The organism is Chitinivorax sp. B, assembly GCF_005503445.1.
Classification (GTDB): domain Bacteria; phylum Pseudomonadota; class Gammaproteobacteria; order Burkholderiales; family SCOH01; genus Chitinivorax.
This window is the reverse complement of record NZ_SCOH01000005.1, coordinates 114,335-139,364: the sequence shown is the minus strand read 5'-3', so window position 1 is coordinate 139,364 and position 25,030 is coordinate 114,335. Positions and strand designations below refer to the sequence as shown.

At 53.1% G+C, this 25,030-nt stretch carries 22 protein-coding genes; 10 read left to right on the top strand and 12 right to left on the bottom strand.

Annotation, left to right across the window (positions count from 1 at the left end):
* Window positions 1–11: 11 nt before the first annotated feature.
* Together FFS57_RS05180 and FFS57_RS05175 are read left to right on the top strand one after the other, a co-directional pair.
* Complete coding sequence (locus tag FFS57_RS05180; protein WP_137936696.1) at window positions 12–218, top strand: heavy-metal-associated domain-containing protein; 207 nt, start codon at window positions 12–14, stop codon at window positions 216–218.
* On the top strand, window positions 208–528 hold the full coding sequence (locus tag FFS57_RS05175) for a metal-sensitive transcriptional regulator (RefSeq protein ID WP_137936695.1): 321 nt from the start codon (window positions 208–210) through the stop codon (window positions 526–528). The genes FFS57_RS05180 and FFS57_RS05175 overlap by 11 nt, the downstream gene beginning before the upstream one ends.
* 75 nt (window positions 529–603) lie before the next feature.
* On the opposite strand, the gene FFS57_RS05170 is transcribed toward FFS57_RS05175, so the two are convergent.
* From FFS57_RS05170 to FFS57_RS05145, 6 genes are all read right to left on the bottom strand, one after another.
* Window positions 604–2,361, bottom strand: a complete 1,758-nt coding sequence (locus FFS57_RS05170; protein WP_137936694.1) for a GspE/PulE family protein — start codon at window positions 2,359–2,361, stop codon at window positions 604–606.
* A gap of 72 nt (window positions 2,362–2,433) precedes the next feature.
* Window positions 2,434–5,835, bottom strand: a complete 3,402-nt coding sequence (locus tag FFS57_RS05165) for a bifunctional diguanylate cyclase/phosphodiesterase (protein WP_137936693.1) — start codon at window positions 5,833–5,835, stop codon at window positions 2,434–2,436.
* 62 nt (window positions 5,836–5,897) lie between these two features.
* On the bottom strand, window positions 5,898–6,773 hold the full coding sequence (locus tag FFS57_RS05160) for a GNAT family N-acetyltransferase (RefSeq protein ID WP_137936692.1): 876 nt from the start codon (window positions 6,771–6,773) through the stop codon (window positions 5,898–5,900).
* A complete protein-coding gene (locus tag FFS57_RS05155; protein ID WP_137936691.1) occupies window positions 6,774–7,790 on the bottom strand; it encodes a DegT/DnrJ/EryC1/StrS family aminotransferase in 1,017 nt (338 codons plus the stop codon).
* Window positions 7,791–7,794: 4 nt separating this feature from the next.
* Window positions 7,795–8,331, bottom strand: coding sequence for a GNAT family N-acetyltransferase (locus FFS57_RS05150; protein WP_137936690.1), 537 nt, complete (start codon window positions 8,329–8,331; stop codon window positions 7,795–7,797).
* Window positions 8,332–8,379: 48 nt separating this feature from the next.
* Window positions 8,380–9,525 (bottom strand): DegT/DnrJ/EryC1/StrS family aminotransferase, encoded by a 1,146-nt coding sequence (locus tag FFS57_RS05145; protein WP_137936689.1) that lies wholly within the window; start codon window positions 9,523–9,525, stop codon window positions 8,380–8,382.
* A 363-nt stretch (window positions 9,526–9,888) separates the two neighbouring features.
* Between FFS57_RS05145 and hutC the strand changes: the two genes are divergently transcribed.
* The 6 genes from hutC (at window position 9,889) to FFS57_RS05115 (ending at window position 17,115) form a co-directional block, all read left to right on the top strand.
* Entirely contained in the window at window positions 9,889–10,596 is a 708-nt protein-coding gene (gene hutC, locus FFS57_RS05140; protein WP_171013638.1) for a histidine utilization transcriptional repressor HutC, read from the top strand.
* Between the two features lie 427 nt (window positions 10,597–11,023).
* Window positions 11,024–12,262 (top strand): imidazolonepropionase, encoded by a 1,239-nt coding sequence (gene hutI, locus FFS57_RS05135; RefSeq protein ID WP_137936687.1) that lies wholly within the window; start codon window positions 11,024–11,026, stop codon window positions 12,260–12,262.
* A gap of 5 nt (window positions 12,263–12,267) precedes the next feature.
* Window positions 12,268–13,209: a formimidoylglutamase gene (hutG, locus tag FFS57_RS05130; RefSeq protein ID WP_137936686.1), complete on the top strand. Its 942-nt coding sequence runs from the start codon at window positions 12,268–12,270 to the stop codon at window positions 13,207–13,209.
* 37 nt (window positions 13,210–13,246) lie between these two features.
* Window positions 13,247–14,908, top strand: coding sequence for a urocanate hydratase (hutU, locus tag FFS57_RS05125; RefSeq protein ID WP_137936685.1), 1,662 nt, complete (start codon window positions 13,247–13,249; stop codon window positions 14,906–14,908).
* 174 nt (window positions 14,909–15,082) lie between these two features.
* Window positions 15,083–16,612, top strand: a complete 1,530-nt coding sequence (gene hutH, locus FFS57_RS05120; RefSeq protein ID WP_137936684.1) for a histidine ammonia-lyase — start codon at window positions 15,083–15,085, stop codon at window positions 16,610–16,612.
* 281 nt (window positions 16,613–16,893) lie between these two features.
* Window positions 16,894–17,115: a hypothetical protein gene (locus FFS57_RS05115; RefSeq protein ID WP_137936683.1), complete on the top strand. Its 222-nt coding sequence runs from the start codon at window positions 16,894–16,896 to the stop codon at window positions 17,113–17,115.
* Window positions 17,116–17,578: 463 nt separating this feature from the next.
* Here the strand turns inward: FFS57_RS05115 and FFS57_RS05110 are convergent, their stop codons facing one another.
* From FFS57_RS05110 to FFS57_RS05085, 6 genes are all read right to left on the bottom strand, one after another.
* Window positions 17,579–18,364, bottom strand: a complete 786-nt coding sequence (locus tag FFS57_RS05110; protein ID WP_137936682.1) for an MlaA family lipoprotein — start codon at window positions 18,362–18,364, stop codon at window positions 17,579–17,581.
* 263 nt (window positions 18,365–18,627) lie between these two features.
* Window positions 18,628–18,906 (bottom strand): STAS domain-containing protein, encoded by a 279-nt coding sequence (locus FFS57_RS05105; RefSeq protein WP_137936681.1) that lies wholly within the window; start codon window positions 18,904–18,906, stop codon window positions 18,628–18,630.
* A 10-nt stretch (window positions 18,907–18,916) separates the two neighbouring features.
* On the bottom strand, window positions 18,917–19,507 hold the full coding sequence (locus FFS57_RS05100; RefSeq protein WP_137936680.1) for an MlaC/ttg2D family ABC transporter substrate-binding protein: 591 nt from the start codon (window positions 19,505–19,507) through the stop codon (window positions 18,917–18,919).
* Between the two features lie 42 nt (window positions 19,508–19,549).
* Window positions 19,550–20,059, bottom strand: a complete 510-nt coding sequence (mlaD, locus tag FFS57_RS05095; protein WP_137936679.1) for an outer membrane lipid asymmetry maintenance protein MlaD — start codon at window positions 20,057–20,059, stop codon at window positions 19,550–19,552.
* On the bottom strand, window positions 20,060–20,854 hold the full coding sequence (mlaE, locus tag FFS57_RS05090; RefSeq protein WP_137936678.1) for a lipid asymmetry maintenance ABC transporter permease subunit MlaE: 795 nt from the start codon (window positions 20,852–20,854) through the stop codon (window positions 20,060–20,062).
* Window positions 20,847–21,662, bottom strand: coding sequence for an ABC transporter ATP-binding protein (locus FFS57_RS05085; RefSeq protein ID WP_137936747.1), 816 nt, complete (start codon window positions 21,660–21,662; stop codon window positions 20,847–20,849). The genes mlaE and FFS57_RS05085 overlap by 8 nt, the downstream gene beginning before the upstream one ends.
* A 531-nt stretch (window positions 21,663–22,193) precedes the next feature.
* Here FFS57_RS05085 and FFS57_RS05080 point away from each other — a divergent pair.
* Complete coding sequence (locus tag FFS57_RS05080; RefSeq protein ID WP_137936677.1) at window positions 22,194–23,660, top strand: sigma-54-dependent transcriptional regulator; 1,467 nt, start codon at window positions 22,194–22,196, stop codon at window positions 23,658–23,660.
* 50 nt (window positions 23,661–23,710) lie between these two features.
* The gene (locus tag FFS57_RS05075) at window positions 23,711–25,027 is read left to right on the top strand and encodes an AAA family ATPase (protein ID WP_137936676.1); all 1,317 of its coding nucleotides are present in this window, start codon (window positions 23,711–23,713) and stop codon (window positions 25,025–25,027) included.
* Window positions 25,028–25,030: the final 3 nt, after the last annotated feature.

The following is a 25,030-nucleotide window of genomic DNA, read 5'->3' as shown; positions in this document are numbered from 1 at the left end:
AGGAGCGAATCATGGAACAGTTGCAAATCAAGGTGGGTGGAATGAGTTGTGGCGGTTGTGTCAACAGCGTCACCAAGGCGTTGCAGGCAGTGGTGGGGGTAGGGGTTGTCAATGTGGAACTGGCCAGTGGCCAAGTACAGATTGCCTATGACCCGGTACAAGTGCAGCCACAGCAGCTTAAAGCTGCCGTGGAAGCGGCGGGCTACGATGTCGTCTGAGGTGAATTCAGCATGTTGCCATGATGAGCAACCAGATCGCCAGACCGTACAACCGCACAAACGACAGTTGCTGCAGCGTTTGAAGCGGGTTGAAGGCCAAGTTCGAGGCATAGCCAGCATGATTGAATCGGATCGCTATTGCGTAGATGTGTTGACCCAGATCCAGGCGGCACGCGCTGCGCTGGATGCGGTGTCCTTGCAGATTCTGCAGGATCACCTGCGAGGTTGTGTACAGCAGGCGGTACAGCATGGCGAGGGAGACCAAGCGATCGAGGAAATCACCACATTGCTGGCCAAGTGGAAGGGGTGATCAGGTAGTGGGTAAGTACTGCTGTCATCAATGATACTTGGATCATATGCACCATCAGCACAGCTGACCAAAGGGTTACATACAAGACCGATAGATCTCTGCAGCAGATACCAGTTTTTTGCGTGCCAGAGACAGGCCATTGAGGTGAATGGGGGTCATGCCCCCTTCAATGGCAAGTGTGCGCAGCACATCGGTCGAGACAAGAGGCTGTATGTGCTCACGAATCATGTCACTCATCGTGAGCAGTTCATACACCGCCCGCCGCCCGGAAAAGCCAGTACCATGGCACTGGTCGCATCCTTTGCTTTTATAGAACACTTCATCCGAGTGTAGTCCTAGATTCTGCCGCATCAGTGGCGAGACTTTTTCCTCTTCCAGGCAGTGTGGGCAGTTCATCCGCACAAGTCGTTGGGCCATGACACCGATCAGTGCAGCCCGAATCATGTAAGGCTCGATGCCGATTTCCATCAGTCGCACGATCGAGCTGGCTGCATCATTCGTGTGCAAGGTCGATAGTACCAAATGGCCAGTCAAGGCGCTTTCTACGGCGATCTTGCAGGTTTCGCCATCCCGCATTTCGCCGATCATGACCACATCCGGGTCATGTCGCAGGATTGATCTCAAGGCTTTGGCAAAGGTGTAGTCAATGTGCGGATGAACTTCAATCTGCCTGACGCCAGGCATTTCATACTCCACCGGATCTTCCACGGTGATGATATTGGCGTTCTGTTTGTGGATTTCCTGTAAGGCGGCATACAGCGTGGTGGATTTGCCTGAGCCAGTTGGCCCGGTGACCAGAATGATGCCGTGCGAGTGCTCCAACAGGTCTATGAATCGAGCTTCATCTTCACCGGCCAGCCCAATATCGTGAATGCTGCGCATGCCCTGGCTTTTGTTTAATACCCGGATCACGACACTCTCGCCACACATCATTGGGATGATGGAAATGCGCAGGTCCACGGCTTTGCCATCGACGGAATAGCGTACTCGGCCATCTTGGGGCAGACGACGTTCCGCAATATTGAGTCGAGCCAGAATCTTGATCCGGCTGACGATAGCCGCCAGCACTGCTTTCGGGAACTCGCGCACTTTGACCAATGTGCCGTCAATCCGGTAGAGCAGTTCGAAATGACGATATTCTGGGCGGATATGGATATCCGAGGCCTTTTGTTGTACGCCGTTCAGCAACATTGAATCCACCAGCTTAACTATCGGCTGTCGATGTGCGAGCTGTTCGGCTTCCTTGATGTCGACCTGATCTGCTTCCGATTCGACTAGTTGCGCTTCAAACTGTTGTAGGACCGGGCTATCCGCCAGGCGGAAAAAATGCTGATTGATGGATTCATCAATATCGTGACTGCTGGCGATGGTTTGCAGAATCCGCCGTTGTGTGGCGAACCGCAATGCATCCAGGGTCTCGCCAGATAAGATGGAATCAGCGGCCACAACCAGGGTATCGGTCGACAACATCAACGGCATGACACGATACCGTCTGGCTAGCGATTCTGGCACTAAGTGAATCGCATCGGAATCAATGTCGAAGTCACCTAAGCAGACTCGTGGTACGTTCAGGGCCTCAACCAGTGCTATTTCCAGGTCTTCGCGGCTGAGCGCGCCGGATTCCAGCAATAGCTCGCCCAATTTTTTGCCATGTTGCTTGGTTTGCTTGCTGAGGGCCTGTTTCAACGCCTCTGTGGTGATCAGGTTGGATTGCAGCAGGTGTTGTCCCAGGGGGCTGTGCGCACGGGTGCTATTGAGGGCGAGCTGACCACAAAGCTCTGCACGGTTATGTGCCCGCGGTATATCTTTCTGCCATGGTTGTTCAACAATCATGCCGCCACACCCTCATGGATATGCGTTTATGTGGATATTAGACGGTATAAATTAAAGGAAAGATTGGATTTCTTAATACTCAATCAGGGTATCGATAGGCAACGGCTTTCCAATGCCATAGCCTTGTGCAAAATCGACGCCGATCTCCGCCAAACGGGCGAGAATATCGTCGTTTTCCACAAATTCGGCAATCGTCTGCAAACCCATGACGTGGCCAATATTGTTGATAGCCTGCACCATGGCTGTGTCAATCGGATCATGCAACATATCTTTGACAAAACTACCATCGATTTTCAGGTAGTCGACAGGTAGGTGCTTCAAATATCCGAATGACGACATGCCACTGCCAAAATCGTCCAGAGCAAAACGACAACCTAACGATTTCAGTTCGCGAATGATCAAGGTCGCGCCGTTCAGGTTGGCAATGGCCGCAGTTTCGGTCACCTCAAAACAGATCAGTTCGTGTGGAATCAGGTACTCCTCGAACAGGGCGCGGATGAATGGTAATAATGATTCATCGCCCAACGACCCCCCGCATAGATTGATTGCACAAGCTGACAAGGCGGGCAATCGGGTCCGGTGGTCATGAATGAAGGCAAACAGGTTTCGAATGACCCAGCGATCAATGGCAGGCATCAGGTTGTAACGTTCGGCCGCGGGGATGAATCGACCGGGTGGGATCGTGTCACCATTTTCATCGATCATTCGCAACAATACCTCGAAATGCAGGCCGTTTTCTTCCACGCCAACCGGCTGAATTTTCTGATAGCACAATTGGAAGCGATTCTGGTTGAGGGCCTTGTGCAAACGGGCAACCCATTCCATTTCACCATGCCGCATCTGGACTTCCGTATCTTCTGCGTGGTGCACATGTACCCGGTTTCGGCCTTTTTCTTTGGCCAGATAGCAAGCGGTATCGGCGGCACTCATCAGCGTGGCGATATCCAGGCTGCCACTGGCAAAACTGACCAAGCCAATACTGGCGCCCACGGAAAACAGTTTGTTGTCCCACGCAAAATGGAATTCTGCTACAACCGAACGCAGCTGCTCGGCAATGCGGCTGGCAATGTTGGTCGGGCATTTTTCCAACAGCACGGCAAATTCATCCCCCCCCATTCTGGCAAAGGTATCGGATACGCGCAGCTGGGTTTGCATCAAGGCTGAAAGCTGCTTGAGCAGCTCGTCCCCGGCGATGTGGCCACAGGTGTCGTTGACCACTTTGAACTGGTCTAGATCCAGGTACAACAGGGCATGGCTGGTATCGGCGCGTTCCTGCATCAGCAACCGGTTCAGACGCATCTCGAACTCACGACGATTCAGCAGGCCGGTCAACGCATCGTGAGTGGCCTGATAGGTGAGTTTGGCTGCCAGTTCGCGGGAATGGCTGACATCTCTGAACACCAGAACACCACCAATCAGTCGACCGGTCCGGTCGCGAATTGGTGACGCAGTTTCTTCAATGGCAAATTCTTCGCCATCCATTCGCAGTAGTTCGGCATGGCCACTAGGGGTCACTGTCCGACCAAGAGTCAGTGCTTGTTGAACCGGATCTGGCAACTGTTCGTGAGTGATGTCGTGGATGGTTTTGAACACGAAACTGAGCGGTTTGCCGACAGCTTCCTGCAGCGACCAACCGGTCATTTGTGAAGCAACTGGGTTCATGTACTGGATACGTAGCTCGATATCGGTGGTGATGACCCCTTCACCAATTGATTCGAGCGTGACCTGAGCACGTTCCTTTTCTGCAAATAATGCAATTTCTGCCAATCTCGTTTCAGTCAGGTCACGGCCTGTCCCCCGATAACCCAGAAAATTGCCAGCAGCGTCGAAAATGGGTTTGCCGGAGACACAGATATAACGGTCGCTGCCATCAAGGTGTTTGGTCTTGTATACAAAGTTTCGGAACGGTGCTCGTTTGCGCAAGTCGGCCATGTGCTTGTCAAGTACGCCTGGCTCTGCTTCGAATCCATCGATTTCCCAGCGGGTTTTACCTATGTTGCGTTCGACGGCACCACCCAGTGAGTCTGATGCTCCGCGCGACAAGACGCGTAAGCGGTGTTCGACATCTGTTTCCCAGTACCAATCTGATGACAGATCGATCAGATCATCCAGCCGCTGATGTATCTCTTGCAGCATCTGGTCCTTCATGGTCAGGATCGAGGTATCCTGCATGGTCAGTAAGTAGCCCTGCCGACGACCATCTGCCTTGAAACAAGGAGCTTGGTGGACTTCCAGCGAGTGAAGTTGATTATTACGTTCGCTTGTGTGGGTGTAGACAACCCCTTCACCATTGGCCAGATTGCGGAAGATCTCGATCTGGTCGGCCTGACTTTGAATGCCAAGTGATGCGATGGTGTGTTGGGGTAGCTGCTGAATGGGCATACCCAGTAAGGCGGCGACCCGATCATTCACAAACGTAACGCCACCATCTTTGTCGGTGGCCAGCAGCCCTTCGCTTGCCAAGTTCAGCAGTTGCAGATGGAAATGTCGGGTCTCATGAAGTTGCTGAATGTCGCGCTGCATCACCAATAAGTCAGCACGTTGTCGTTCACCACGCGCCCATAGTAAGCCAATTAGCCAAGCCAGCACGGTACTGGCGGAGAGGCCAGCGGCTAAAATGGTGTAGGACTCCGTATGATGCCCATTGCTGTCTGCGGCTGACATCAGCCGGATGGTGACCGTACCAATCGGTACATCCAATATTTGTCTTGTTTTGGTGGGTGGCAGGGTCAGTGGAACATTGTCGACCAATGGGGTGCTGCTACCTGATGAAGTACTGATGCTCGCCGCCAGGGTCAAACCCTGGTGCTGGGCCGTATCCTGCAGCTCTGCCAGCATGGCCCCCAAGCGAATTGTCGCCAGCAGCATGCCAGCAAAGGCCCGTTGTCGTTGACTGGCACTTTCTATGGAGGCGCTGGCTTCGTAAACCGGTACTCCTACACCAATGGTCGGCATGCGCTGGTCGATCTGCAACGGGCTGGGATACAGAAACAGGGTGGTGCCGGCCCGCCGGGTTTCCTTGATGGCAGTGGCATGGTCGGTAAACAAATCACGGTTAATCAGGTTTTCATTGCTGCGAGAGGGGATGACGAAACGGACTTGAAGGCGTTCCTTATCCTGTGCGTTTCCTGTTGGAACAGGTAAATATTGCAAGTAAGCGACTGAGGCGACTTCTGGGAGGTGAGTTTGTAATCCGAATTGGTGCAACGCTCGATTGAAGCGCATGACATCGATTTTAGGCTCTGTCCAGATATTGCGTGTCCCACGCAACATATCGGCAGTCCGGTTGAATCGGGCTGTCATGCGCTCTTTGGCAATATTGAGATACAGCCGGCTGGCTCGACTTTGTTCGGTACTCAGTGTGGTTTGATGCAGCCAGATCACGAGTAATGTCAGGGCGATACCGCATGCGAAAATCACCAAGGCGATCACAAGAGGATGGGTCAGCGGTTGGCGTACGGCAGGTTCGGTCATTGGATTCCGTGCTAGTTACGGCTGCGTGCAACTGCATTATAGGAAGATGTTTGCACCCCCGCTTATTGCCGATATGCCGGGAAGAATGAGGTGGGAGCCAACCCGTTGCAGAGTGTGGCATAAGTAGGTTGGTGCAAGATCTTGCCGCAAAAATAAGCGGCAGCGGTTCTGTTGGCGAAACCGCGTTTGAATCTTGTCAGACCATCGTCAGGTGCTGGATTGAGTCCGGCAGCGGCACCCAGATCCAGCTGACGAACGGGTAAGGCCTGTAGTGCGACATCCAGCAGACCGTAGGAGGCACTACGCCGATAACCGACAGATGACGCCGCGCTGAGGTGATAGTAAGCATAGTCACCATCGATCACCCACAATTGCGCTGCAATCAGCTCATCTTCATGGAAGGCGCCAAAACTACGCAGCCATGGTAGATGGGCCAGTTGCTGAAAATGGGCCGGAGAGAATCTGGCGAATCCTTCGAGCTGATGCTTGGTATCCAGCTCGGCATAAAGGGTCTGCCATGCCGGCAGAATGTCGGCCAGTGCGACTTCGCGAAATTGGCACTGTCGATGCGCCTTGTTCACTTCGTAGCGGTGATGGCGGTCATAAGCAAATGGCTGCTGCCGATCGTGGATGAAATGGGTCTTGAACGCGAAATGGCGATCCAGCAAGATCGACAATTGCGCTGGATCCGGAGCGAAGAATACATCGCTCACCCAGGCAAGGCTGACATACCCCTGTGCCGCCAGTGCTTCAAACTCCGATGGCCAGTTCAGCATCTCGGACAGGGGTAAGCGCGGATACAGGCCGGTCAGATCGTGACCGGAATGGTGGGGCAACGATCTGGCTAACAGTGTTGTCTGCTTGCCTAACGGTACTGGCTGCCCCCATTCGCTGAAGCAGTATGCATAGTCTGAACTGGCATAGGGATGCTGCATCATTTATTCGTCGAAGAAAACCTGGATGGCAGCGATCACCCGATCGACGTCTGCGTTGTTCAACCGATGATCGCAAGGTAGCGTCAGCAGCTCCCCGGCCAATTGATGGGCGACAGGGAATTCTTCTACCGCTGTACTCAATTCACGCCAATGCCGTTGTGCAAAGATGCGTTGATCGATCAGGTGCTGCCACAGGGCATCGGCATGTGGCGTTCGGATGACAAACCCGAATGGAACGAAGGCACGTGTCTCACCCAAAAAAGACATATAGGGTAACGCAGCCTGATAACGAGCGTAGTTTTGTCGCCGTGCCTGGATCAATGTATGGGCAGGCGTACAGGCCAACAGATGCTGAGTCAGCTTGCTGGCGGGGCGCAAATCGATATCCATGTCTGCTTCGTCCTGCTTGAAACGCCCATACCATTCGCTGTTGCGGCTACCATGGCTATCTTCCCGCCGCAACCATGCCGAGACATGAATGGGGGGTATACCATGTGGTGTGGGTAAGTCGGCCAGCTGTGGCCCGACCAGCAATCCACCATCTGGCACACCCAGCAGTTTGCGTGGGCTGAACAATTGCCATGTGCCCCATGGAGGCTGTCCCGTGTCGATAGCTTGTGCCCGATCTTCAATCCAGATTACATCTTGCCGGCTTTGTACCAGCCCCCTAAACAGTGAGTTCGGGGAGCGGCCGAAATAGTCGATGGCCAGCACCGCATCACCAGTATTGATACGACTGACCAGCCAATTGCTATCCGGATGCAACTGTTCGTCTACCGGATAAAACTGTACCCGGCAACCAGCATAGAGGATGGCGTCCACCAAGGCGTCGCACAGGTACGCGGGCAACCAGACTCGTGTGCATTGTTTGTGACGCAACAAATGGGCCAGCGCGGAGCGTGCATTGGCGTACCATCGGCTGTTGAGTGCGTCGGCTTGCCAGTGAGCCAGTAAATTACCTGATTGTGGGGCGGGCAGTTCCAGCTCGAAAAAGCCGCCAATGGGGCGATCGAAATGCATAAGTTCAACCTGCCTGTCGGTAGTCGTCAGCTGTAATGCCCACCCAGATGCGGTCCCAGCGTTGGCCTTGGCGGTAATACCACTGCCGTTGCCGGCCTTCGACCTGCCAGCCGCATTTGTCTGTGAACAATTTGAGCGATGGTGCATTGTATTCAATGATGGTACTTTCCAACCGATGCAGGCCCAGCTCGTCAAAGGCGTGCCGCATCAAGGTGCGCAGGGTTTCCTCACCATATCCCTGGCCACGCAGTTCTGTTTGACCTATCAACAGGCCAACAAAGGCATTCCGGTCTTTCCAGTTGATTTCTGTCAGGCTGGCCGTGCCAATCAGCCCCCTCTCCAGGTCGTCGATACACCATCGCTGATTCGGGGAATGGGACGACAATGAGGTGAACCAGTGATGTTGATCGGTTTCTGAATAAGGAAAATGCCAGCCACCCAGTTGTTGCCAGATAACCGGATCATTTGCCCAGCGATGCAGCTGAGGTAAGTCGCGCTGCTCAACGGCGCGCAGGAAAATGCGTGACCCGGCGATGTGCATGATGTCTGGATTCCGGTCAGTGACTGCAGTGACCTGCTCGATGTGTGGTCACGCTGCCAGTATGGCGCTCTTGTTATGGTCTGCCGGCACATCGGCGAGTAATTCAGCCAGGGTATCGGCGACGAATTCAATATCATCCTCGCTCAAATACAGGTGAAAGGGCAAGCCCAATAAGCGCTGACTGATTGTCTCGCATACGGGTAGATGTTGCGGTAAGGGGAATTGCGCGAAGGCTGGGTGCCGATGGATGGGAGGACAGTACCATTGTCGTGTCTCGATACCTTGTACGGCAAGCTGTGCCCGAGTCGATTTCATATCCATACCAGTGGGTAGCAGGATTGGAAAGGTCGGATAGATACCGTTGGTATAGTCCTTCTGCTGAAAGCGAATGGGTAGGTCACGTTCGGTCAGGGCCGCCAGATAATTTTGTTGTAACTTTTGCCGTTGCAGTTGTATATGTTGCCAGCGATCCATGGCTGCCAATCCCACGGCGGCGTGGTATTCGCTTAGTTTGGCATTGGTGCCGGCCGTTTCCACCAAGCCTGTTTCCAGATTCAGGCCAAAATTACTCAAACGGCGAGCCTGTTGTACCGTGTCCGAATTACAGCCAATTACAAAACCGCCTTCACCGATCCCCATGGCCTTGGTGGCGTGTAGGCTGAATATCAAGGTAACGTGCCGGCCGAGTCGTTGGTTGCCATATGCCCCAGCTGCGTCGATCAACACGGGTATGCCGGTTGCTTCACTCAGCTCATCCCAGCTCATTACATCCTGTTCGGCCCCAAACGTGGTGACAGGCATGATTGCATCAATCGAGATATGTTCCAGATATTGACGCGCGATGGCTGGGGTCAATAGCCAATTGTCAGCATCCACATCTGCAATGACGGGTGTCAAACCGGCACGTGTGATGGCCGTGGCGGATGCAACAAATGTCAGGCCTGGTAACAGCACCTTGGCACCGGATGCCAAACCCAGTCCTTGCAGGGCCAGCTCCAGCCCTGCGGTGCAATCGCTGACGGTAGTGATGGCTGCACCTGGCTGTTCCGGAAAGGATGCCGCGAGTTGTCGTTCAAAACGCTGATTGAGTGGCCCGAAATTGGTATACCAGCGATGCTGGTCGATTTCTCGCAAGTAGGGGAGTAGCTCCTCTGCCGAGGGTAGTGAAGGAACAAGCAAGGGAATTTTTTTCATGCCAGTGCACCCGTTTCGTCCTCATCCTGTGTCACAACACGTCATGCCGACTTGTGTATTGACCGGTATGGGTTGCAACACCTGTGCCTTCTCCGCCATCGTTGCCCTGTTTTTATTTTTGCCGTGCCTGTATCAGGCTTTTGATTTGCTTGGTGCATTTGTCGCTTTGCCAACATTACAAAAAATATTCGGAATTCAGCAAAGCGGTGGCTATCGATAGTATGAATAGAGTATTTACTCTTAACTGGCTTGTAAAGAGGCTTTTGCAGATGATGCTTAAACCACATACACACCATGTGACAAGTGGGATGACAGATTATGCTGTACAATAAATGACAGATTTGTATAGACAATATAACTGCAATGACACAGCCCCGTTATCAAGCCATCAAATCCTATTTGCTGCAGCGCATTCGCGAACAGACTTACCAGCCGGGGAGCAAGATTCCACCGGAGGTACAGCTGGCCGAGCAGTTTGGCGTCAGTCGGATGACCGTGAACAAGGCCATTCGCGACCTGGTAGGTGATGGCATGCTGGTGCGGTTTGCGGGTGATGGCACTTATGTGGCGGATACCCGTGCAGAATCGCCATTATTGTCGGTATGCAGCATTGCAGGTGAAATCCGCCGTCGTGGCCATGAGTATGACAATACCGTGTTGATGCTACGTAGTGAGGTAGTGGATGACACGATTGCCCTGCGTTTGGGGGTACGGGTAGGTACCGCTGTGTACCATTCGATGATCGTGCACCGGGAGAATGGCATTCCTATCCAGTTGGAAGACCGTTATTTGAATCCGCGCTGGGTACCGAACTATCTTGAGCAGGACTTTGCCGATATCACACCCAATGAGTATTTGACACAAGCCTGCCCCCTTTCGGATATCGAACATATTGTCGAAGCCATCATGCCGGACGAGGAAACTCAGCGCCTACTGGAGATCTCACCAAACGAGCCCTGCCTGTTGGTGCATCGTCGTACATGGTCGGCTGATCGTTTGGTCAGTTTTGCCCGCCTGACCCATCCAGGTACCCGTTATAAGCTCCGTTCGCAGGTTCATGTCGATGTATAAGCCTTGTGCTGGTAGGGCTTACACCACTTAGTGTCGTTGATACACGCCTTCTGACGGTGTTGTACAAGTTTGTCCCGCCTACGTGCGGTCTGCATTTGCGCGTCTCATCCAGAAGTACTTCATCGCGTTTTGTGCACGGCGTCAACTCGTTGCCACATTCCGCGTCCTATCCTTCATTGCTTGATTCAGTGCATATCTGAATTGGCCATCTACACTGCTATACACACTGAACACAATCTGCGATAGGTCTGTGCTAACACGCTGATGTTATGTGTACTTCAGCAGGTCGGCATTGACGTCAGCCTGCTATTCCACTCGGCAGTGATTCCGTCCTTTCAGGTGCTGGCATCACTATCAAGAAGCTTGACGTGATGCAGTTGTCTGTTTAATGTATATACAAATTAAGCCAAAACTATACATTTGAAAGATGCAAACTTCTCTCTCGGCATGTGAACGTGTTTGGTTGAATGCGCAGGCATCGCCACAATGGGGTACTCGGGTGGATGGTATGACCGATACCACACTGGTTGCGCTGGGTGTGCAAAACGGTCGTTTGGCCTGTATCCAGCCAATGGTTGAGGTGAATCATTCAGACTTGCCTGTGGATCAAGTGGATGTAAAGGGGGCATGGGTAACGCCTGCCCTGGTTGATTGCCATACCCATGCGGTGTATGGCGGAAGCCGTGCGCAAGAATGGGAAATGCGTCTGAGCGGCGTCCCTTATGCTGAAATCGCCAAACAAGGTGGCGGTATTCTTTCTACGGTCCGGGCGACCCGAGCACTGGACGAAGCAGGATTGATCGAAGCCAGCTGGCCACGGGTAAAAGCGTTGGCCAGTGAAGGCGTAGGCTGTATCGAGATCAAGTCCGGTTATGGCCTGACATTGGCCGATGAATTGAAGATGCTGCGAGTGGCACGCCGACTGGGTGATCTGGCGCAGGTCGAAGTATCGACGACCTTGCTGGCAGCACATGCCGTGCCACCGGAATATGCCGGCCGCACGGATGATTATGTCACCCTGATCTGTGAAGAAATGATTCCCGCTGCTGCTGAAGCAGGGCTGGCGGATGCCGTTGACGTGTTCTGTGAACACATCGGCTTTACCCGTGACCAGACAGAGCGGGTATTTGCGGTGGCCCGCCAGCATGGATTGGCGGTAAAAGGTCATATGGAGCAGTTATCTGATCTGGATGGCTCTGCATTGGCCGCTGCCTATCAAGCTTGGTCAGTCGATCATGTAGAGTTCCTGAGCGAAAAGGGCATAGTTGCCTTGGCCCAAAGTGGAACTACAGCGGTATTGCTGCCGGGAGCCTTCTATTTCTTACGGGAAAAACAGTTACCACCTGTCGCTGCCTTGCAGGCAGCCAATATCCCGATTGCGGTGGCAACTGATCTGAACCCCGGTACCAGCCCATTTGCGTCGTTGCGTTGGGCCATGAATATGGCGTGTGTACTGTTTGGCCTGACTCCGCAGCAAGCTTTTGCCGGCGTAACACGACATGCAGCAAAGGCACTGGGGCGTGCTGACCGCTTGGGTGAACTGTCAATTGGCCGGGAAGCCAGCTTTTGTGTGTGGAATATTCAGCATCCGGCCGAATTGGCCTATCAGATGGGTGTGAACCCGTTGCGCTGCCGGGTATGGCGTGGCGCCAAGCTTGAAGGGTAAGACGAATGTGGAGCAAACCAGATCCTGCCCGTTGGCAGGGCAGGTTGGATAGTGAGGAAGTGGGGGATGTCCGCCGCTGGCATCAGCAAGTTCGCTGTGAGCGAACGGCCAATGGGGTTGGAATCGCTTTACTGGGTTTTGCTTGCGATGCAGGGGTGAAGCGTAATCATGGCAGGCCAGGTGCCCATAAGGGGCCCCAAGTGATCCGCCAGGCCTTGGCGAATCTGGCATGGCATGGCGCCGATAAAACGGTACTGGATGCGGGCGATGTTGTTTGTGAAGGCAACGACCTGGAAGCTGCCCAAGCCGAGCTGGCGGTCATGGTGGACAGCCTGTTGGCCGAAGGACATTTCCCGATCGTGCTGGGCGGTGGTCATGAAATCGCCTTCGGTACATTCAGTGGTCTGGCCCGCTATCTGGGTAATTACCACCAAGTGCCGCACATTGGCATCATCAATCTAGATGCGCATTTTGACCTGCGTTTGGCGCGTGAAGCCAATTCCGGTACACCGTTCCGGCAGATTGCTGAATCCTGTGAAGCACATGGATGGCCATTTCATTACGCTTGCTTTGGTGTGGCAGAACCATCGAATACCGAAGCCCTGTTTGCCCGGGCCCATGAATTGGGCGTGAGCTACCGCCTGGATGAAGACATGGGCGTGGCCCAATTGCTGCCTACCTTACAACAGCTACAGCAATTCATCGCCAAGGTTGACCATATTTATCTGACCATTGATATCGACGTATTACCTGCATATCAGGCTCCCGGTGTATCGGCGCCTGCAGCGCGTGGTGTGGCACTTGAAGTGGTTGAAGCCATCGTGGATATGGTCAAGGCATCTGGCAAGTTGCGCGTGGCCGATCTGGCCGAACTGAATCCTGAATTTGATATCGATCATCGCACCGCCAAGACGGCTGCGCGGCTGGTCTATCGTTTGAGCAAATAATACGGGCCTGGCCCGACTTTCTGTTTGGAGACAACCCATGAACCGACATGATCCGTCCCGCGTCATTCGTGCACCACGTGGCAGCGAACGCACCTGCAAAAGCTGGCTGACCGAAGCGGCTTACCGCATGATCCAGAACAACCTTGACCCGGATGTGGCGGAACGCCCGGAAGATCTGGTGGTGTACGGTGGGATTGGCCGTGCTGCCCGCTCATGGGAATGCTATGACAAGATTCTGGAAGTTTTGAAGCGCCTGGAAGATGACCAGACGCTGTTGATCCAGTCCGGCAAGCCGGTTGGCGTATTCCAGACCCATGCCGATGCACCACGTGTGCTGTTGGCCAATTCCAACTTGGTGCCACACTGGGCGAGTTGGGATCACTTCAACGAGCTGGATAAAAAAGGCTTGATGATGTACGGCCAGATGACGGCCGGTTCGTGGATTTATATCGGCACACAGGGCATTGTGCAGGGTACATATGAAACCTTTGCTGCCGTGGCCAAGCAACATTTCAATGACAATGCCAAAGGTAAATGGATTCTGACCGGTGGCCTGGGCGGCATGGGTGGGGCACAACCGCTGGCAGGTGTCATGGCTGGTTTCAACGTGCTGACGGTGGAGTGTGACGAAACCCGAATCGATTTCCGTCTGCGTACCCGTTATGTCGATTTCAAGGCCAAGACGCTGGATGAAGCGCTGGCCATCATCAATGAAGCCAATGCCAGCGGCAAGGCGATTTCTGTTGGTTTGTTGGGTAATGCAGCAGATGTGTTTGCCGAGTTGGTTGCCCGTGGCATCACGCCAGATGTGGTGACTGACCAAACCAGTGCGCATGACCCATTGAATGGCTATCTGCCCCAGGGCTGGACGGTGGAGCAATGGAAGGCGCGTCGCCAGAGTGAGCCGCAGGCAGTGATCAAGGCTGCGAAGGCCTCCATGGCAGTACAGGTGCGTGCCATGTTGGACTTGCAAAAGCGTGGTGCTGCCACATTGGATTATGGTAACAACATCCGCCAGATGGCATTGGAAGAGGGCGTACAGAATGCCTTTGATTTCCCAGGTTTTGTTCCTGCATATATCCGCCCGTTATTCTGCGAAGGCGTAGGCCCATTCCGTTGGGTGGCGTTGTCGGGTGACCCGGAAGATATCTATAAGACCGATCAGAAGGTCAAAGAGCTGATTCCGCACGATAAGCATTTGCACAATTGGCTGGATATGGCCCGTGAACGGATCGCCTTCCAGGGGTTGCCTGCACGTATTTGTTGGGTGGGCTTGAAGGATCGTGCCCGCCTTGGCCAGGCATTCAATGAAATGGTTGCCAAAGGCGAACTGAAAGCGCCTATCGTGATTGGTCGTGACCATTTGGATTCTGGTTCGGTGGCCAGCCCTAACCGTGAAACTGAAGCCATGAAAGATGGCTCGGATGCAGTATCCGACTGGCCTTTGTTGAACGCATTGCTGAATACAGCCGGCGGGGCGACCTGGGTATCGCTGCACCATGGTGGCGGTGTGGGAATGGGCTTCAGCCAGCACTCCGGGGTGGTGATCGTGTGTGATGGCTCGGATGCCGCAGCCAAGCGCGTTGGCCGCGTGCTGCGCAACGATCCTGGTACGGGTGTAATGCGCCATGCGGATGCTGGTTACGACATCGCACAGACATGTGCACGTGAAAATGGCCTGGATCTGCCCATGCTGTGATTGATCACTAAGCGGTATGCCGGTTGAACGTTCAACCGGCATTGTGGTGTTGATCAGGTTGATTCTGGATGTTGTATTGGTAAAGGTTATCTACCGCTGCAATCAGAAACAGCTGGATGCACCAAGAATGAGTATATCGGGCAACCTTTGCCCGTTTGATCGGATGAGACTGTAATGACTGCATTTCTGTTGAAACCAGGTCAGCTGACCTTGAGCGAACTGCGCCAAATCTGGCGTGCCCCAGCCACATTCACGCTGGACCCGGCAGCCTTCCCTGCCATCGAAGAATCTGCAGCGACTGTATCGCGTGTTCTGTCTGAGGGGCGGGTAGTCTACGGCATCAATACGGGCTTTGGTCTGCTGGCCAATACCCGTATTGCCACTGAAGAACTGGAGCTGTTGCAGCGCTCCATCGTGCTGTCTCACGCTGCTGGTGTGGGTGGGCGTATGCGTGATGAGACTGTACGTTTGATGCTGGTGCTGAAGATCAATTCGCTGGCACGCGGCTTTTCGGGCATTCGTCGTGAAGTAATCGAGGCGTTGATCAAATTGGTCAATGCACAGGTATATCCTGTTGTGCCGCAAAAAGGGTCGGTGGGCGCATCGGGCGATCTGGCACCACTGGCGCATATGGCGTGTGTGTTGATTGGTGAAGGCGAAGTCACTTTCCATGGGGAGCGCTTGTCCGGTGCGGCAGGCATGAAGCTGGCCGGGTTGGAGCCAATTACCCTGGCGCCGAAGGAAGGCCTGGCTTTGTTGAACGGTACCCAAGCCAGTACTGCCTTTGCATTGGAAGGTTTGTTCGCTGCTGAAGATCTGTTTGCTGCAGGCGTGGTGACAGGGGCATTGTCAGTGGAGGCTGCTCAAGGTTCGCGTCGCCCATTTGATGATCGTATCCACCAAGTGCGCGGCCATGCCGGCCAAATTGATGTAGCGGGGGCGTATCGTCATCTGCTGGATCATTCTGAAATTGAACATTCCCATGAAAATTGTGGCAAGGTACAAGATCCTTATAGCTTGCGTTGTCAACCGCAGGTAATGGGCGCTTGCCTGACGCAGATCCGTAACTCGGCCGAGATTTTGTTGACCGAAGCCAATGCAGTATCAGATAACCCACTGGTATTTGCAGAAGATAACGACATCATTTCCGGTGGCAATTTCCACGCGGAGCCGGTCGCGTTTGCCGCAGATAATCTGGCATTGGCGATTGCGGAAATCGGCTCGCTGTCTGAGCGCCGCATGGCACTGTTGATTGACTCCAAGCTATCTGGTTTGCCACCGTTCCTGGTGGACAACGGCGGGGTGAACTCCGGGTTTATGATCGCTCAAGTGACCTCTGCTGCATTGGCATCCGAAAACAAGACACTTGCACATCCTGCTTCAGTCGATAGTCTGCCGACTTCTGCCAATCAGGAAGATCATGTGTCGATGGCTACTTTTGCAGCACGCCGCCTGCATGATATGGCGGATAACACCGCAGGTATTCTGGCGGTGGAGCTGTTGGCTGCATGCCAAGGTATCGATTTCCGTGCACCCTTGAAAACCTCCGTTGAATTGGAGCAGGCAAAGGCACTGTTGCGCGCACGCGTATCGTTCTATGACAAGGATCGTTATTTTGCGCCAGATATTGAACGTGCCAAGTTGTTGATTCAGCAAGGTGGCTATGACCGCTTCTTGCCAAATGGCCTGCTGCCGTCATTGTAAGAAATAGTGGTGACCGGGCTATCTGCCTGAACAGCAAGAATCTTGCTTGCCCCGATATGGATGACAAAATGCCCTGCTTGTCAGGGCATTTTTTATGGGCTGATGATGTTGCGGAGCAAAATTAGAATTATCTGATGTATGAAGTTGATTTTACTAGAGTTCTAAGCCTAGACAGGGTTTCAGGGTTTGTCCGCATGGATTGTTAAGTAGGGATCGCAGTAATATTTGTGCATTGCACAAAATGCAATGTCTCTCAAATTACCTCAACCAGGGGAACTGCTATGGAAAACAATCTGATCGTCCTTGAAGCCCCGGCCCTCGGGGGAAACTATATCGGCCGCGTGTATTCGCTGGGTAGCGTATTGCGTGCTGAAGTATTGCGTGAACGCGGTAGCCATCTGGATGTGGTGGCAAAGCGTAGCCGTTTTCCAACGGTGGATGCAGCCTATGCTTGGTTGCGTGAACAACCGGAACTGGGCCACAACGCACGTTTGGCAGCATAAGCCACGATGTGGATGAATTTGAATTGTGCTGGAAGCAAAGTGTTGAACCAGCGCAGTGGTATCGAACAAGACAATCTGTGATTCATAAGATTGTCAATTGAACCCCAGTCAGGCTGTCAAACTGGATAACAAAGACAAGATCAAATGCTGCCAAGTGCCATGGCTTGGTGATTTGGGCTTGTTCGAATGTGGGCCGATTCAGGTTAACATTCAAACCAATAACGCAGCAGATGCGTTGTCGTCGGGAGGTTGTGTCGGTCGTGGGGGCCGCGCAACGCTCCCTTTCTTTTTTGCCAACTGAAGAAATCGACCCAGCGCAGTAACGCTGTGTATGGGTCAGACTTGATTGCATGACACCAGCCAGGGCGTGTGCCCAAGCTGGTTTATTGCTACTTATTGTTGTGGATTGGCAGGTGTTTCTGCTGCCGGTGGTTCAACTGGTAGTGTATCTGGTGATGATGTATCAGCTACCTACCGGCATCGGTGTGACTGAGGTTGTTGGCTCGCTTGTTGTTGGCTTGTCTTCCGTTTTGTTTTCATCTGCAAACGGATCTTCAGGGTCGATCGTTACTGGCGGGTTCCCGTCATAGATTTCAGCCAACCGTTTTTGCAGATAGGCATCACGCAGGAACACATATGGATCCAGTGCCGCGGAATCCAATAAATTGCTTGCGCCCAGTAGTTCTACACGCTTATCGACAATGTTCAAGCCAACAATGCCATAACGTGCAGCTGGTTCACGGGCAGGGGCATTGATATGGGTGGCGGTATCGACTAACAAGCCACTGGCATCACGTACTGTGGATGGCCCAAGTAAGGGCAGCATTACATAGGGACCGGTTCCAACACCCCATTTACCCAGCGTTTGGCCGAAGTCTTCAGGTTGTACGGGGAAGCCACCCGGGGTCATGATATCGATCAGGCCACCCAGCCCCAGTGTTGAGTTGAAGGTAAAGCGGCCCATGCTGATCAACGCACCTTCTACCTTACCTTGCAGCATGTTGTTGATAAAGTAGGTAACTTCCTTCAGGTTGCCAAGGAAGTTGTGTATGCCTGTTCTAACCGGACTGGGAATGACCGTGGTGTAGGTTTCTGCAACGGGTTTGACAACCATGCGATCGGCATGCTCATTAAACGAGTACACCTTGCGGTTGAACGGCTCCAGTGGATCGCGTTTGTCAGGAGCACTGGCACAGCCCGTCAATACCAGAACAAGGACGCTGAACAACAACATAAAGGGATAACGCATGTTCGTACCTGAAACGGCCGGGGCGTAATGTCATTATTCGTCCGGCGAATGGAAATGCCAAGTTTAAGGGCCTCGACAAGCCTTGACTGCTGAACACGCAAGGGCGCGAGGTATAACATCAGACGGTCATGTGCTGACAAGTAGGTGCTGTTTTCTTTGCTTTTCTGCAGGTCACGTCTCGGTTGTCGAGTGAGGATAAATTGTTGTCGTTAACCTAAGTGCCAGGACTGGTGGGCGCAGCCAATCACTCCGCGCCCACTTGCTCAGCTGGTTTGTCTGCCAGAGAGTGCGAGCAGACCATCGGCCCCATACAGAGCGGCCAGCGACAATACGTTGTCCGGCGCCTGTTCGCATCGAATGGAAATCGATTGTTCTCTGGCTCGACGTGCCCACGCCAATAGCAGTGCAACGGCACTGGAATCGACATCGTCAACACCGCTCATGTCCAGAATGGTTTCTGGTGCGGTCAACTGTGCGGCAATGCGATCCAGCACGTCAACTGCTTCACGGTAAGTCAGGCTACCTGATAAGGGAATGCGCATAATGATCCTGTCACTTGCCGGCGTTGGCAGTGTTCTTGTCTTTCAGCGACTTGACCAAGCCGTCGATACCGCTTTGCTTGATGGTGTCGCCAAAGCTGCCACGATAATTGGTGACCAGACTGACCCCACCGACCACGACATCATAGACGCGCCAATTCTGTTCGACCTTGCGCAACTTGTAATTGATGGCGACAGGTTGTTGCCCCGATACTGATACATCAGTCAGGACGGTGACATCATTAGCATTGGCATCGGCTCTAACGGGTTTGACTTCGATGGCTTGTACTTTATAAGAAGTCAGCGTGGATGAATAAGTACGAATCAGCAAGGTCTTGAATTCATCAGTCAACTGAGATTTTTGCTGATCACTGGCACTGCGCCAGGGCAAACCCACTGCCAGGCCGGTCATGCGCGAAAAATCGAAATAGGGTAGAACGCGTTGTTCAATCTGTTCGCGCAGTTTCTTGTCGTTCTTTTCCTTTTTCATCATCTCCAATACATCATTGGAGGTATTGCGAACCAAGGTTTCTGCATCGTTCGCACGTACACTACCAGCTAGCAAAGCCAAGCCAAGTACGCATAAACTGATTAACTTTTTCATGTCGACTCCAGCATTTGTTGTCTTATCGTTATTAACGACGGATTATTCGGTCGCCGTTGCAGCAGGGGGATTGCTGGCTGCGGGTTGACTGGCAGACTTTTCTGCCGAGCTGAACAGGAATCGTCCAATCAGGTCTTCCAATACAACAGCGGATTGCGTAATGGTGAGGCGGTCGCCATTTTTCAGATTGTCCTCATCGCCACCTGTTTTCAGGCCAATGTATTGTTCCCCAAGCAGACCGGAGGTCAAGATGGCTGCTGATGTGTCTTTGGAGAAAGGATAACGTTCGTCGATATTCATGGTGACGACTGCAACATATTGTTTGGTGTCGAACTGTACACTGGTCACGCGGCCCACTACTACACCGGCACTCCGTACTGGGGCGCGTGCCTTCAGTCCGCCGATGTTGTCGAAATTAGCGGTAATGGTATAGGTCTGTTCACTGTTGAAAGAGGTGCTCAGATTCCCTACCTTGAGTGCGAGAAAGATCACTGCGGCAATGCCTAGTGTGACGAATATGCCGACCCATAGGTCGATGGTAGTACGGTTCATTTAAATCCCTTTGAACATGAACGCGGTGAGCACGAAATCCAGCGCCAGGATCACCAGCGAAGACGTCACCACGGTACGGGTGGTGGCGCCAGAGACGCCCTCCGCGGTTGGCGGTGCATCGTAACCTTCAAACACTGAAATCAGGGTGATGGCAATGCCGAACACCACACTTTTGATGATGCCGTTGACAATGTCGAAGCGGAAATCGACTGCTGATTGCATCTGAGACCAGAACGCACCATCGTCAACACCAATCAAGCGGACACCGACCAGATAACCACCCAGTACGCCCATCGCCGAGAACATGGCGGCAAGCAATGGCATGGATAGCACACCGGCCCAGAAGCGTGGTGCGACCACTCGTGCAATCGGGTTGACGGCCATCATTTCCATGGCCGCAAGCTGCTCGGTGGTTTTCATTAGGCCGATCTCTGCAGTCATTGCACTGCCCGCACGGCTTGCAAACAGCAGCGCCGCAATTACCGGGCCCAGTTCGCGCGTCAACGACAGGGCAACCAGGACACCGAGCGCATCTGATGAGCCATAGCGTTGCAGTGTGTCGTAACCCTGCAGACCCAGTACCATGCCAACGAACAATCCCGAGATCAGAATGATGATCAGACTCAGGACACCAGCGAAGTAGATTTCCCGAATGGTCAGGCCAAAACGGCGGAAACTGGTACCTGAGTACATCAGAATGGCAAACAGGAAGCGGGTGATAAAACCTAGTCGCCATATTCCATTGATGACTTTACGACCTACCAATCGAAAACCAGCTGCAATCTGATCAAGCACGTTTCACCCCCTCTAGTAGATCGGCACTGTAATCAGGCGCGGGGTAGTGGAACGGAACCGGGCCATCCGGTTCGCCGTTGACGAACTGTTTGACGAAATCCATTTTGGAGGCACGGATTTCCTGTGCGGTGCCTTCGGCAACAATCGTACCTTCTGATACGAAGTAAACGTAATCGACAATCTGCAATGATTCCTGCACATCATGCGTCACCAGAATAGACGTGGCACCCAGCGCATCATTCAATTTGCGAATCAACTGACCAACCACCCCAAGTGAAATGGGGTCAAGGCCGGCAAATGGTTCGTCATACATCATCAGCATAGGGTCAAGCGCAATGGCTCGGGCCAACGCAACACGGCGAGCCATCCCGCCGGACAATTCAGATGGCTTGAGCTTGTGTGCACCACGTAATCCAACTGCATGCAGTTTCATTAATACCAGATCGCGGATCAGTTCTTCTGGCAAATCGGTATGCTCGCGCATCTGAAAGGCGACATTGTCAAAAACGGACATATCGGTGAACAGTGCGCCAAACTGGAACAACATGCCCATTTTGCGGCGCAACTGGTAAAGACCGTCTTCAGGTAGCTCATGCACCACCTGATCGGCAACCTTGACGTTGCCTTTGCTGGGTTTGATCTGGCCACCAATCAGGCGAAGGATGGTGGTCTTGCCGCATCCCGATCCGCCCATGATGGCTACAACCTTGCCTTTCGGAATGCGCAGGCTGATGTCACGCAAGATGACACGGCGCTTGTCGTAGGCAAATGTGACATGGTCGAGTTCGACCAGATTTTCGGCGGACACAACTGAACCCAATCAAAATTCCATGATTTTAAAGTAAGTATGTCGCATTGCAATATTGATACACAACAATACTTGAAATTCGTTGTATTAATGCAACAATAATTTGAGTGTTAACTCTATTTCTTCGGTGTCATATGACATGCCATTTCCATTATGGATACTTGGCTGGCATGGCTGTAATCAAGATTGCATTCCAATCATGTCTATTTAACACAAGCTGCATCTGTCAACGCATGCTGGTGTTCCTGAATGCCAAAAGTGAAGCCAATGACACGCCGGCCAATTCAAGCAGTTACATTTTTCCGGGTATCCATTTTCAGCAATGTTTGATGAACCAAGCCTGACGACCGATAGGTTTGTTCAATACGGGGCCATGGTTGGTTCTATTTTTCCACTACCTATACTGAGTTTGTGTATGCAAGGTGTCATGGTGTGTTTATCGTGGATTGGACTGCACCATCGGTATTGGTTCCCATCTGTCAGCGCGTCAATTGATGCGGAATATGCTTGTATCCAGCAGGGAGTGGAGGATTGGCTAAGGCAGGCACAGTAGTATTACCACATCGGGCTGTACTGTTGGTGGATGATGATCCATTGATTGCGGAGTCACTACAATTTGTATTACGGCGACGATTTGATGTTACCGTGGCCAACACCGTGGAATCGGCTATGGCCGCTGTCCGCGCTATGCCAGTTCCACCCGCATTGGCACTGGTGGACTTGGGATTGCCGCCTGATCCACATTCACCGACGGAAGGCTATCGTCTGATAACAGAATTGCTTGCCTTTGCGCCGGAGATGAAAATTGTTGTCCTCTCAGGCCAAAATGATGAAGCCCATGCCCGTCATGCGCGTGTTCTGGGGGCGATTGAATTTGTTGCCAAACCGTGCGCGCCGGATCTGATCGAAGCGGCTTTACAACGCGGTTGCAATCTACTGCAGTGGGAGCAGGCGACAGAACAGACATCGGTTGAGGGAGGGCTGATTGGCGATAGCTCGCCCATTCGCAAGTTGCGGATGCAAATCAGACAATATGCGTCGGCGCCGTTCCCGGTGCTGGTTGTCGGCGAATCAGGCACGGGCAAGGAGCTGGTGGCGCGTAGTCTGCATGATCAGGGGACACATGCAGATCGGCCTTATCTGGTATTCAACTGTGCTGCCATTGCCCCCAGCTTGGTTGAGGCAGCCTTGTTTGGTCATAGTAAAGGGGCTTTTACGGGGGCTATCGGTGGCAAGGCCGGTTTTTTTGAGGGGGCGGGCGAGGGTACGTTGTTTCTGGACGAAATCGGCGAATTGCCGATGGAGCTGCAAGCCAAATTGTTGCGTGTGTTGGAGACTGGAGATTTTCAACGGGTAGGCGAGACGCAGCCTCGATTCAACCGAGCACGCGTTCTGGCGGCGACCAATCGCGACTTACGCGAGGAATCGCGTCATGGGCGGTTTCGGGTGGATCTTTACCACCGCTTGAGCGTGTTTACCATTGAAATGCCAACCTTGCGAACACTGGGGCCAGACAAACTATTGTTGATGGCCCATTTCCGAGAGCGATATGCCGAGCAGGCTGGGATGCCACCTTTTGAATTATCGGACGAATGCAAGCAGGCGTGGCTGGATTATTCCTTCCCAGGTAATGTGCGGGAATTGCGTAACATCGTTATTCGATTGATTGCCCGCTATCCCGGCAGAACGTTAAATCAAGCAGAACTGTTGCCGGAATTCGAACTGACATCGCCGCCACCTGATCCTCAACCTGTTTCCGGTTCACATGCGCAGGTGCTGTCCAGTCAGCTACAGCAAGCCATGAAGGAATTACAGCGCCATCCGGATTTTCATTTGGACAAAATGCTGAAGGAGTGGGAACGCTGCTATATCGATGCAGCCATGAAGCTGGCCGGTGGCAATGTCAGCCAGGCAGCAAAGTTGCTGGGGATCAACCGAACCACGTTGTACGGTAGGCTGAGTAATGAGGATAAGCGTGTATCGGGTGGCGCGGGATAATACGGCAGGCGGCCCATAGTTGGTTTACATGCTGAGCAAGAGGAGGCCACATGTATCTGTCCCACTTCGGCTTGACCGAGCCGCCGTTCAAGTTGACGTCGCATCCCGATTTCTTTTATGACGGGGCTCAACGTGGTGCGACGCTGGAGGCGTTGCTTTATGCCGTGACCAGTGGTGAAGGCATTGTCAAGGTGGTGGGCGAGGTTGGCAGCGGCAAGACCATGCTGTGCCAGATGCTGATCGACCGCCTACCGGGTAGTGTCGATCTGGTCTATTTGTCTAACCCAGCTATTTCACCTGATGACATTCTGTTTGCTATCGCCGATGAGCTGAAACTGCCATGGGATACGACACGGCCGATACAGGCCATGAAAAATCTACAGGCTTGCCTGATCGACAAGTACTCGGCCAACAGGCAGGTAGTGGTGCTGGTTGATGAAGCCCATGCGATGCCGCCAGAGAGCCTGGAACGTGTTCGATTGTTGTCCAATCTGGAAAATGGCCATCACAAGCTGTTGCAGATGGTGTTGTTTGGTCAGCCGGAATTGGAGCAGAACCTTGCGTTGCCTGGCATGCGCCAATTGCGTGAGCGTATTGTCCATCACTTTCAACTAGCTCCGTTGGCTCGCAAAGATGTAGCAGATTATCTGCAATTCCGCATGCGGGCGGCAGGTTACAAAGGGCCGGACAATTTTGCTTCGGCAGCCATTCGCTTGATTGCCAAGGAGTCAGAAGGCCTGACACGTCGCATCAATATCCTGGCAGACAAAGCATTGTTGGCAGCCTTTGCGGACGGCGGTTTCCAGGTTACTGTCCGGCACGCTCGTCAAGCGATTCGGGACAGTGGATTTAGAGCGGTAATATTGCCCTGGGGGCGGATTGTCTGGATTGGTGGCAGCCTGACTTTGGGGGTGTCGCTGGGCTTGGGGCTCCAGGCTGGATCAAGTGTCATGCCGGCTTCGGGCAGTGCGCCTGTGCAATTGACTTCGCCAGTTGAGGCTGTTGCAACGACATCACCTGTACCTAAAACGGCCGTCGCCCCCCATACGCTGGATGTTCCCCTGCAGGCTGCAACTGACTGGATACTGAATACACCCCCGGATTTTTTTACTATTCAACTGATGAGCATGGTCAACAGCTCATCCGATCAATTGCGCAGCACGTTGATGCATTTGTCACGACAACTGGATCTGCGTCAGCTTTATGTGTTGCAGGCCACCTTGCAGGGGCGCCCAAGTTATGTGGTCTATTATGGGGCTTATGCCAACCGGGCCGATGCCTTGCAGGCAATGATGGCATTACCAGATTCCGTACGAGTCGGTCGGCCGGTACTGCGAACGTTGGGTGGCGTACGACGAGACGGTTAGCAC